Source organism: Kitasatospora sp. NPDC004531 (assembly GCF_053602195.1).
Window position 1 is genome coordinate 1 of sequence record NZ_JBSGDD010000141.1, and the last position, 10,898, is coordinate 10,898.

Annotated in this window: 11 protein-coding genes; 8 read left to right on the forward strand and 3 right to left on the reverse strand. The window is 74.8% G+C overall.

Translation table 11 applies throughout. From position 1 onward, the window contains the following. Nucleotides 1-84: 84 nt before the first annotated feature. The 3 genes from ACWEMJ_RS32165 to ACWEMJ_RS32175 all read left to right on the forward strand — a co-directional run bounded on the left by ACWEMJ_RS32165 (nt 85) and on the right by ACWEMJ_RS32175 (nt 2,755). Complete coding sequence (locus ACWEMJ_RS32165) at nt 85-1,728, forward strand: hypothetical protein (RefSeq protein ID WP_452140670.1); 1,644 nt, start codon at nt 85-87, stop codon at nt 1,726-1,728. Between the two features lie 98 nt (nt 1,729-1,826). Further along, nucleotides 1,827-2,120, forward strand: a complete 294-nt coding sequence (locus tag ACWEMJ_RS32170) for a hypothetical protein (RefSeq protein WP_452140671.1) — start codon at nt 1,827-1,829, stop codon at nt 2,118-2,120. 335 nt (nt 2,121-2,455) lie between these two features. Beyond that, a complete protein-coding gene (locus tag ACWEMJ_RS32175) occupies nt 2,456-2,755 on the forward strand; it encodes a hypothetical protein (RefSeq protein ID WP_452140672.1) in 300 nt (99 codons plus the stop codon). Between the two features lie 100 nt (nt 2,756-2,855). Here ACWEMJ_RS32175 and ACWEMJ_RS32180 read toward each other — a convergent pair whose 3' ends face one another. Continuing rightward, nucleotides 2,856-3,260, reverse strand: coding sequence for an NTP pyrophosphohydrolase (locus ACWEMJ_RS32180; protein ID WP_452140673.1), 405 nt, complete (start codon nt 3,258-3,260; stop codon nt 2,856-2,858). 181 nt (nt 3,261-3,441) lie between these two features. Between ACWEMJ_RS32180 and ACWEMJ_RS32185 the strand changes: the two genes are divergently transcribed. The 3 genes from ACWEMJ_RS32185 to ACWEMJ_RS32195 all read left to right on the forward strand — a co-directional run bounded on the left by ACWEMJ_RS32185 (nt 3,442) and on the right by ACWEMJ_RS32195 (nt 6,037). Then, entirely contained in the window at nt 3,442-4,239 is a 798-nt protein-coding gene (locus ACWEMJ_RS32185; RefSeq protein ID WP_452140674.1) for an MHYT domain-containing protein, read from the forward strand. 136 nt (nt 4,240-4,375) lie between these two features. Beyond that, entirely contained in the window at nt 4,376-5,365 is a 990-nt protein-coding gene (locus tag ACWEMJ_RS32190; protein WP_452140675.1) for a GlxA family transcriptional regulator, read from the forward strand. Nucleotides 5,366-5,410: 45 nt separating this feature from the next. After that, nucleotides 5,411-6,037 carry an isochorismatase family protein gene (locus ACWEMJ_RS32195; protein ID WP_452140676.1) on the forward strand — a complete coding sequence of 209 codons (627 nt, stop codon included), beginning with the start codon at nt 5,411-5,413 and terminating at the stop codon, nt 6,035-6,037. A 610-nt stretch (nt 6,038-6,647) separates the two neighbouring features. Here the strand turns inward: ACWEMJ_RS32195 and ACWEMJ_RS32200 are convergent. Further along, on the reverse strand, nt 6,648-7,928 hold the full coding sequence (locus ACWEMJ_RS32200; protein ID WP_452140677.1) for an MFS transporter: 1,281 nt from the start codon (nt 7,926-7,928) through the stop codon (nt 6,648-6,650). A gap of 301 nt (nt 7,929-8,229) precedes the next feature. Here ACWEMJ_RS32200 and ACWEMJ_RS32205 point away from each other — a divergent pair, with 301 nt between their 5' ends. Beyond that, entirely contained in the window at nt 8,230-8,709 is a 480-nt protein-coding gene (locus ACWEMJ_RS32205) for a hypothetical protein (protein ID WP_452140678.1), read from the forward strand. Beyond that, entirely contained in the window at nt 8,706-10,271 is a 1,566-nt protein-coding gene (locus tag ACWEMJ_RS32210; RefSeq protein ID WP_452140679.1) for a multicopper oxidase family protein, read from the forward strand. The genes ACWEMJ_RS32205 and ACWEMJ_RS32210 overlap by 4 nt, the downstream gene beginning before the upstream one ends. An 88-nt stretch (nt 10,272-10,359) precedes the next feature. On the opposite strand, the gene ACWEMJ_RS32215 is transcribed toward ACWEMJ_RS32210, so the two are convergent. Continuing rightward, nucleotides 10,360-10,898: oleate hydratase (locus ACWEMJ_RS32215; RefSeq protein ID WP_452140680.1), on the reverse strand; the 539-nt coding region annotated here is incomplete at its 5' end.

Below are 10,898 nucleotides of genomic sequence, written 5' to 3' on the forward strand. Positions count from 1 at the left end.
CAGTCGCGCCGTGTGGAACTCCCACCAACTCCCTTGCACCCAACACGACTTCGCCGACCCTCTCCGCGACCACCCGCCGAGGCCGTGCACGCCGTCCGGGCCGCCCTCACCCCGTTGCCCGGCGACGCGCCCACCGTCCACCGCCGCCTCGCCCGGCTCCCGCTGTCGCCCCGTCACCTGCACGCCACCGTGACGGTCGTCGACCAGTTGGAGATCGACGACGCCGCGACGGCCGCAGCCCGCGAGCTCGGGCGGCAGCTGGTGCGCACCGCCACCGGCGCGCCCGCGGCCGCCGTCGGCATCGCCCTGCTCGGCCGCCTCGGCGACCGCACGGACGTACCCGGCGTACTCGCGCTCGGCACCCTGCGCCCACTCGCCGGCACGGCCGTCCGCGCCCTCGACCGGCTCCACCCGCCCACCGCCGCCACCCTCCAACTCGCCCTCGACCCGCGCCCGCAGGGCATGAGGCCGCTGGTCCACGCCCTCTGGACGGACGACCGGCCCGCCGTCCGCCCCGCCCTGCGCACCCTGCCCCCCGACCTCCGCGTCTGCGCCCGCACCGCCCGCCGGATCACCGAAGCCACCCGCCTGCCCGCCCTGCTCGACCGCCACCCCGACGACACCGCCCTGCTCGCCACCGCCGCACGCCTGCTGCTCCTGCTGGCCGACTCCCGCGAAGACCCCGCCGAGCTGCTGGCCCATCCCGACGCGCAAGGCCTGTACACCGCCGTCGTCACCCGCGCCCACCGACTCCCGCCCACCGTCGAGACCGCCGCCATTCTGCTGTCCCTCGCCCAGGACCTGTCCACCGGCAGCGCGGCCCTGCTGGACTGGCCCACCGGCCGACCCGCCGAACTGCTCACCGCACTCGACACCCTGACGGCCGCGAGCCGCCGGGCGGCGACCGGCCCGGCCGAGGACCCCGACCGGCGCCGCCGCGCCGCCTGGATCCGCCGCACCGGCCGCCGACCGTTCGACCACCCCGCCACCCCCGCGCCGCTGCGCATCGACGTGGTGGAGACCGACCCGCTCGACCGGACCCGCCTGGAGACCCGCATCCTCCTCGACGGCCGCCCGATCGTCCCCGCGCTGTTCCGCCACGGCCCCGCGCACGGCCCCGACCTGCTGCTCGACGAGGGCCGGCTGCGCGCCCGCCCCGAACCGCACGAGGTCCAACTCGCCGAAGCCGTCTGCGCCGAGGGCTGCTGCGGCGCGCTGTACGTCACCGTCCGGCGGGACGGCGACCAGGTGGTGTGGGAGAACTGGCGCCGGGCCGGCTCCGCCCGCGAAGCGGCCGACCGGCCCGCCCACCGCTTCGACGCGGCCGCCTACGACGCGGAGCTCGACCGCGCCGAGGCCGACAACTCCTGGTCCTGGCGCGCCCGGGAGCTCGCCCGCCGACTCAAGGCCGCCCTGATCGACCGGCCCGAACTGCTCCGCCGCTGGGACGCCGAACGCGGCTGGATCGGCACCCCCGCCGGCGACCCCGACACCGTCGAGGTCACCTTCTGGTACGTCCCGGGCCAGGGCGCCGGCCGCCCCGACCGCCCCGACCTCCCGCTGTCCTTCCGGTGGACCCTTCGCGACGACGGCACCCCGCCCGAGTCCCAGGCCGCCGCGGCCCTGCGACGGCTGGCCGCCGAGAACCCGAAACGCTACGCCCGGGTGATCGCCGGGACGCGGCAGCGGGCCGAGCAGCTCGGATACGCCTGGCCGTACGACGACTGAGGCGGCGCCCGGCCGGACGTCCCGCCGAGGCACGGTGTCCGGCTCCACCTGGATTGCGGGATTTGCGCGGATAAGGGCAGGTCAGCGAGGCTCTGCATATGAGCACACCCGTGTACCGGGGCCCCGCCCTGCTGCTGGCCGACGACCTGGAGATCCCGGTCCAGGTCGAACTGACCGGAAACGTCCCCGAACTCGGCCTGCCCGGCTGGACCGGGGTGCTGGAGAGCGGCGACACCCGGTTCAGCGCGGGCGACGTCCGCTCCGGCCGGCTGCGGCTGCCCGGCGGGTGGGAAGGCGGCTTCGCGGTGATGCGCAGGCTGCTCGGCGTCTCGACGGTGTGGGTGCGGGGCAACGACGTCGAAGCGTCCCCGGCGGACTGGCCCACCGGCTGACCGCCGCTCGACCGGGGCGCTCGACCGGGGCGCGCGGCAGGCGCGAAGCAGGCGCGGGCGGCGCACCCCGTGCACGGCGGATGCGCGGCCGGTGCCCGCACATCCGGGTGGTCGGACGCCGAAGCGCTGTCGCTCACCGGGGTCGACACGCTACGGTCTGTGCACTGGAGGTGGCCGATGACCGAGCAGCAGACCTGCCCGGGCTGCGCAGGGGCACGTGGCACGGAGAAGACCGAACACTCCGTGGAGACCGACGGACAGGGGTGGCAGCAGCCCGTGCGCCGTACCTTCTGGTCGCCGTGCACGGTGTGCGCGGGCTCGGGGGTGGTGCACCGATGAGGCTGGTCTTCGTCTGCCAGAGCTGCGGCTGCCACTACCTGGTCCCGCCCGCGCTGCGCTACCCCGACGGCGGCCGCGCCAGCGCCGTCTGGTGCTCGGTCTGCCAGCACGCGGCGGCCCGCCGCGGCGCCGCCGAACCCACCGAACTCGCCGCCGTCGCCGTCCTGCTGGCCGTCCGCGCCCTCAAGGCCGCCCTGGCCGGCCGCGACCAGCCCCGCCGCGACCGCCGCCCCACCCGCCCCGCCACCAGCTCCCGCGGCCGCACCCGCCCCACCACCCGCACCCGCCTGGCCTGACCGGGACGACGGCCCGGCCCAACGCCGCAGCCGGGAACGGACGTCGGGTGCGGCGGACGTCGAACGACGGCCCGTCAACACGGCCGCGTCCGACGGGTGTTCACGGTCGGCGGACGGTGCGCGGGCCCAGGGGAGTGGCGCCGAGAGCGGTGACGCGCTCGCGCAGGCCGCGGTCGGCGGTCACCACCAGGCAGCGGCGGGACGGGGCGCCGGCGACCAGTTCGACGATCCGGTCGTCGCCGCTGCCGGGCGCCGACTCCACCCGCACCCCGGGCACCGACTCCACCCCGCGCGCCGCGCCCTCCACCACCAGAACCACCGTCAGCGGGCCCGGCAGCTCCGGCAGCCCGCCGTCCGCGACCGCCGCCAGCGCGTCCCGCAGCCGCTCCGCCGCGCCGCGCCGATCGCGCCACCACCCGTCCGGGACCGAGCCCACCACGTTCGCGCCGTCCACGATCAGCAGCGGCGGCAGCTCGGCCGGGCGCTGCTCCCTCTCGTTCTCCATGAGCGTCAACACTGCCACGCCACAGCCGGATCGAAAGTCGAGTGGAGACCTCGTGCAGGGCGGGGAAAGCTGACGAAAAGAAGCCGCTCGCCACTTGGTCCGAACCAGTGGCTACCGGACGGTATTGTCTGTGCGGCAATCCCGCACAAGAATTCGCATTTCCGATCGGATCCCCCCTCTCATGAACCACGGCACCACGGCCCACCTCGACGGTTTTCAGTACGGGTGGGTGAATCCGGTCGTCGCGTACGCCATCGCCTGCATCGGCGCGGCCATCGGACTGCGGTGCACCGCCCGGGCCATGACGCTGCCGCCGCGCGGACGGGCCGGCTGGCTGGCCCTGGCGGCCGGCGCATTCGGGTGCGGAATCTGGTCGATGCACTTCATCGCGATGCTCGGATTCATGGTGGACGCCTCCACCCTGGTCTACGACATTCCGCTGACGCTGCTGAGCCTGCTGGTCGCGGTCGTGGTGGTCGGCCTCGGCATCGGCTACGTCGGCTACCGGGGTCGCAGCACCGGCACCCTGCTGACCAGCGGCGTGCTGACCGGCTGCGGCGTCGCGGTGATGCACTACATCGGCATGGCCGCCATGCAGGTCGAGGGCAGGGTCGCCTACGACCCGCTGCTGGTGGTCGCCTCCGTCGCGATCGCGATCGCCGCCGCCACCGCCGCCCTGTGGATGACGCTGAACATCAAGGGCCTGACGGCCGCCCTCGGCGCGGCGCTGATCGCCGGCATCGCCGTGGTCGCCATGCACTACACCGCGATGGCCGCCGTCACCGTCACCCTGGACGGCCGCCCCGGCGGCAGCGGCGTCCCCGCCTCGCAGTTCGCGCTGCCGGTGGCCGTCGGCATCGTGGTGGTGCTCGCCGTCGCCGGCCTGGCCATCGCCTTCTCCCCGCAGGACCCCGAACCCGGCACCGGCCCGGCCGTCGAACCGATCCGCGTCGACCTGTTCGGCCAGGAGCGTCGCTGACCCCCGCGCACGACGCACCGCGCACCGCCGAGTCCCGAACGCCGCCCCCGCCGGGCGGCGTTCGGCGCTCCCGATGGCCGGATCTGCCGGAAGACCGTCATTGCGGACGCCCCCTCCGCCCGCCGAGGATGGGGACATGCCCACCACCACCCGCCGCATCGTGATCGCGGTCTTCCCCGACGTCGACCTGCTCGACGTCACCGGCCCCGCCGAGGTCTTCGCGCTGGCCAACCGGGAGACCGACGGCCGCGCCGGCTACCGGGTGGAACTCGCCGGCCCCGACGCCGGACCGGTCCGGACCTCGGCGGGCGTCCGACTGCACACCGACCTGACGTTCGACCAGGTTGGCGAGCGGCTCGACACCCTGATCGTGCCCGGCGCCGTCGAACCGGGCCCGGACGGCCACCGCGCCAGGATCGACCCCGAGGTGGTGCGGTGGATACGCGCCACCGCGCCGTCCGCCCGCCGGGTCGCCTCGGTGTGCGTCGGCGCCCACCTGTTGGCCGCCGCCGGACTGCTCGACGGCCGCACCGCCACCACCCACTGGTCCACGGCCGCCCAACTCGCCGCCGACCACCCCGAAGTGACCGTCGACCCCGACCCGATCTTCGTCCGCTCCGGCCGGATCTGGACCGGCGCCGGAATCAGCGCCTGCATGGACCTCGCGCTCGCCCTGGTCGCCGACGACCACGGCGAGGAACTCGCCCTCGCCGTCGCCCGCCACCTCGTCATGTACCTCAAACGACAGGGCGGCCAGAGCCAGTTCTCCGTCCCGCTCAGCAACCCGCCCACCGAGCGGCGCGACATCGACGAGCTGCGCCTGCACATCGCCGACCACCTCGACGCAGACCTGTCCGCCGCCACCCTCGCCGCCCGCATGCACCTCAGCGAACGGCACTTCGCCCGGATCTTCCGGCAGGAGACCGGCAGCACCCCCGCCGCCTACGTCGAAGCCGCCCGCATCGAAGCCGCGCGCCGCCTGCTGGAGACCACCGACCGCCCCCTCGACCGGATCGCCGCCGCCTGCGGACTCGGCTCCGTCGACACCCTGCACCGCGCCCTGCGCCGCCGCCTCGGCACCACACCCGCCGCGTACCGGCGACGCTTCCGCACCTCGGGCCACTGACCCACCGACCCGCTGTTTCCACCCCTGCACAAGGAGAATGCTGGCATGTCCACGACTATCGAACCCTCCGCCACGCTGCGCCGCGTGATCGGCCTGGACGACACCCCGGCCCGACTCGCCGACGCGACGCTGGTGCTGATCGACTACCAGAACACCTACCGCCAGGGCGTGATGGCCCTGGACGGCGCCAAGGACGCGCTCGCCGCCGGCGCCCGGCTGCTGGCGGCCGCCCGGGCGGCCGGCACGCCCGTCGTGCACGTGATCAACGACGGCGGCGCCGGGACGCCGTACGACATCCGCGCCGAGATCGGGGCGATCAGTGCCGAGGTCGCCCCCGTCGACGGCGAGCCCGTGGTGGTGAAGACCTTCCCGGACGCCTTCCACGCCACCGACCTCGACCAGGTGCTGACCCGGCTCGGCGCCGGGCCCGAACGGCCCGACCTGGTGCTCGCCGGCTTCATGACCCACATGTGCGTCGCCTTCACCGCCCAGGGCGCATTCCGCCACGGCTACCGCCCGACGGTCGTCGCCGAAGCCTGCGCCAGCCGCTCCCTCCCCGGCCCGGACGGCACCGCCCTGCCCGCCGCCACCCTGCACACCGCCGCGCTCACCACGGTCGGGGACCTGTTCGGCACGGTGGTCGGGACGGTCGCCGAACTGGATGCGAAGTAGCCCACGGGGCACCCGCGTTGCCGCAGCGGGCTCGGCGGCTCCCCGCTCGGACGTCGCACGCTTGCGGGCTGCCGGGCCCGAGTCAACTGAGCGACAGGGCATGCCTGTTGGCGTTGTGCGCCACGCCGGGCGGTGCGGCGCGGAGCCGTCGCGGCCGACGGCGTTCGGGCACCGCCTGTGCACCGCTCGGCCCGGACGACGGCGCTGCTCGCCGCGCTCGGTCAACTGGGCTTCGGAGTTCGCGTGTTGGCTTCGTTTGCCACGGCGGGCGGTGTGGTGCCGCCGCCGGTGTCGGGTGCCGCCTGTGCGTCGCTCGGCCTGGTCGGCGGTGCTGCTCCTCGTCGTGCCTGCCCGGGGTGCCGCCGAGGCCGCGCTGCTCGGCCCGGGACGGCGGCTGCTGCCCGCCGCGCTCGGGGCAACTGGGCGACAGTGTCGTCATGTTGGCGTCACCGGCCAGGGTAGGCGGTGCCGCGTCTGTGCGTCGCTCGGCCTGGTCGGCGGTGCTGCGCCTCGCCGTGCCGCCGGCGGCGATCCGGCAGGTGCCGGACCCAGTGCCGCCGCAGCTTCCGTCCGCAAATGCGGTCCGATCGCCGGCGGCGGCCCGTCGGGCTCAGCTCGAAGTCGCCGACGGGGCAGGCGCGTTGGCGTCCGCCGCTGCGGCGGGTGCGGCGGCGGCGCGGTGCAGGCGGACAGCGGCGAAGTGGCGCTGGGCGTAGGCCGCGGCGGTGGTGGCCAGGCCCAGGCCGAGCCAGCCGAGGGGGCCGGTCGACAGGACCGCGCCCGTCAGCAGCAGGGGGCCCGCCGCCTTCTCGGTGGACTGGGCCATCCCGGCCACGCCGAGGTACTCGGGGCGGGCCCGCTCCGGTGCCAGCGCCACCGACAGCTCCCAGGAGACCACCGACCGCAGCAGTTCGGCGAGCGTCACCAGCACCGCCGCCACCAGCAGCAACGCGGAGGCGAGCAGCGGCCCCGGTCCGTGCGCGGCGGCCGCCGCCACGCAGCAGGCGAGCACGGTGAAGCCGTACATCGGCACCGCGCGCACCGCCTGACGGGGCGTGCGGACCCGGGCCGAGACGCGCAGCTGCGCGGCCACCACCAGGACGGTGTTGATCGCCAGGAACGCCGGGACCAGGGCGTGCGGCGCCCGGGTGGAGTGGATCAGCCACAGCGGCAGGCCGACGTTCAGGATGGCGTCGTCGATGGTCAGCGCGCAGTCCAGCGCCACGAACCGCAGGTAGCCGCCGTCCCGCCACGGGCTCGGCCGCGGCGAGGGGTCCGCCTCCGGCGCCGGCCGCCCGGACGCGGCCACCACCCGCCCCCGGCGCCCGGGCTGCTCGATGCCCGCCACCAGGGCGGCCGACAGCAGGAACGACAGCACGTCCGCGAGCAGCAGCGCCCGGAACGCGGCCGGGGTGCCCACCGCGAGCCCGATCGCGGCCAGGCCCGCGCCCGCCGCGTAGCCGGCGTTCATCGCCGTCCGCGACAGCGCCCGGTACACCGAACGCCGGTCGCCCGCCACGTCGGTGGCGAACAGAATCTCCATCGCCCGCGCCGCCCGGTCGCCCAGCGCCGTCACCGCCACCAGCCCCAGCAGCGCGCCGAACGACGAGCACGCGAGGACCGCCGCCAGCGCCACCGCGCGCACCAGGTGACAGCCGATCAGCACCGGCCGGCCGCCCACCGACGCGGCCAGCCGCCCGGCCAGCGGCGACCCGGCGATCCCCGCCACCGAGGCGACGCCCAGCAGCAGACCGACCTGACCGGCCGTCAGTCGCTCCACCTCGGTGAAGTACAGCACGCACGCCGCCGCCCACACCCCCGACCCCGTCCGGTCGGCGAACACCACCAGCAGCATCGTCCGCCCGGCCGCCCCGCCCGGCGGGTTCCGCACCTGCGCCCACAGTCCGACTCCGCGATCGGCACTCCGCGTCCCCACTGCCGTCACCACCCCGTTCCCGTCGCCCCGTGCCGAGGCGATCCGTACCGGGAGCACTCTGCCGGAGAAGTCTCTCGATATCAAGATGCTTGATGTCGAGATGAAAAGCCGGGCCTGTCGCGCGACCGGCGGAGAGCCCAAGATCCTTACCCCGGGCGTCAGTTGATGATCAGCCGTCTATATGATCGTGCACCGTTCGATCGTGACGGACCACACCGGGGAGTCGCATACGCCTCCCCATCAGGGGGAATTCGACGTGCCGCACCACCACAACCCACCGCGCTGGCCGCTGCTCGCACTGCGCATCACCGCCAGCCTCATCGCGCTGCTCGCGCTGCTGATGCCGATCCTGGCGGGCGGCTTCCTGCAGGGCTACTATCCGCTGCTCGACGCCCACATGCAGGCCGGACTGACGCTCGGCGGCGCCTGCCTGCTCGCCACCCTCGCCGGCGTCCTGGCCTGGAAGCTCTCCGGCACGCCCGGCCGGGCCGCGATCCAGTACGGCGTGCTGTCGGTGGTCAGCATCGTCCAACTGGCCGTCGGCTTCCAGCGGGTGCTGCTGCTGCACGTCCCGCTGGGCGTCGGCATCTTCGTGCTGGCCGAGAAGTTCGCCATCGACGCCTTCAAGCTCACCGCCACCCGGCCGGAAGAGCCCACCGAGCCCGCCGAACCCGACACCGCACAGCCCGACACCGCGCAGCCCGCTGCCGAACTCGACGCGAAGGCCTCCGCATGAGCGCCCGGCCGACCCGCCGCCGCTTCCTCGGCATCGGCGGAGCCGCCGCACTCGGCCTGGGCACCGCCGCGTTCACCGCCTCACCGCTGCTCGGCAAGCTCCTGCCACCCGGCGAACCCGGCAGACTGCTGCGCAGCGCCGCGCCGCTGCCCGCCCGCTTCCAGGCCGAACTGCCGATCCCGGCCGTGCTGCGCCCGGTGCGCAGCGACGCCGAGGCCGACTACTACGAGATCACCGCCAAACGCGCCCACGCCCGCCTGCTGCCCGGACTGGACACCGAGGTCTGGGGCTACCAGGGCACCTTCCCCGGGCCGACCGTGGAATCCCGCAGCGGCCGACGCACCGTCATCACCCACCGCAGCGAACTGCCCCGGCCCACCGCCGTGCACCTGCACGGCGGCCACACCCCGCAGGACAGCGACGGCTACCCGCTCGACCTGGTCGGCGCCGCCGGACCCGACGCGCACGCGATGCACGGCATGACGGGCATGGCCGGCACGGACGCCGCGAACGTCCAGCAGCAGCGCGACTACCGCTACCCGATGAAGCAGCGCGCCGCCACCCTCTGGTACCACGACCACACCATGGGCTTCACCGGCCCGCAGGTGTACCGCGGCCTGGCCGGCTTCCACCTGGTCCGCGACGAGGAGGAGGCCGCGCTCGGCCTGCCGCACGGGCCGCGCGAACTCCCGCTGATGATCGCCGACCGCTCCTTCGCCGCCGACGGCTCCTTCGCCTACCCGGACCTCGCCGACGGCAGCCCCGGCGTCCAGGAGCCCTACATGAACGGCGTGCTGGGCGACGTCATGCTGGTCAACGGCGCACCCTGGCCGGTCGCCCGGGTGGACCGGGCCTGGTACCGGCTGCGGCTGCTCAACGCCTCCAACGCCCGCCGGCTGCGCCTCGCCCTCGACCCGCAGCCGGCCGGCGGCGGCGCGCTGGTCCAGATCGGCTCCGACGGCGGGCTGCTGGAACGGCCGCTGCGCCACGACAGCATCGACCTCGCCCCCGCCGAACGCTTCGACGTGCTCGTCGACTTCTCCCGCTACCCGGCCGGCACCCGGGTCCGCCTGGTCAACCGCCTCGGCAGCGGCCCGACCGCCGAGGTGCTCCGCTTCGACGTCGGCGACCAGGGCGCCGGCGACGACTTCCGGCTGCCCGAGCGGCTGTCCACCGTGGAGCGGCTCGACCCGGCCTCGGCCGTCGCCACCCGCACCTTCGTCTTCCAGAAGGACGACCACCACTGGACCATCAACGGCGAGGGCTACCGCCCCGGCCGGGCACTGGCCGCGCCCAAGCTCGGCCAGGTGGAGATCTGGCGGTTCGTCACCGACTTCCACCACCCCGTCCACCTGCACCTCGACCCGTTCCAGGTGCTCGGCCGCGACCACCGCGGCCCGGGCCCGTACGACACCGGCTGGAAGGACACCGTCGACGTGCTGCCCGCGCAGGGCGTCGAGGTGGCCGTCCGGTTCAACGACTACGCCGGACGGTTCCTGATGCACTGCCACAACCTGGAGCACGAGGACATGGCGATGATGGCCGAGTTCACCACCGAGTAGCCGCCGAGCAGCGACCGGGCAGCCGCCGGGAGCAGCCCCGACGCGCGCCGACGCCCCGGACCGAGCAGGCCCGGGGCGTCCGGCCGCGCTACTCCGGCAGCAGGTTGTACTCGCTCAGCAGCTCCCCGATCTCCGAGGTCTCCAGCCGCGCGTTCAGCCGCTTGCGCAGCACGTGCGGGCCGGGCAGCGCCACCGGCTTGCCGTCGCGCAGCCGGCTCGCCGCGTTCAGCAGCGCCCGCACGTCGTACGTCGAGCCGAACACCTCCGGCACGCCGCGCTCCACCCCGAGCAGCCGGTACACGGCCTCCATGCCGGTGCGCACCGAGTACTCGGTGGTGAAGATGCAGTCCCGGGTGGTCTCCGCGAACTGCCCGATGAAGGCGAAGTTCACCGCGCCCGGCGGCACCACGTCCGGCCGGTCACCGGCGGTGCGCGGCATGAAGAACGACGTCACGTACGGCATCATCACCGGCACGCACTTGGCCGCGTCCGCCGCCAGCACGTCGATCTGGTCCACCGGCACGCCCAGGTGGTACAGCCACTCGCGGGTGATCTCCTCGCCGGTGCACTCCTGCATCGGCTTCTTCACGTAGTCGCCCGGCACGTCCACGAACAGCGAGTACAGCC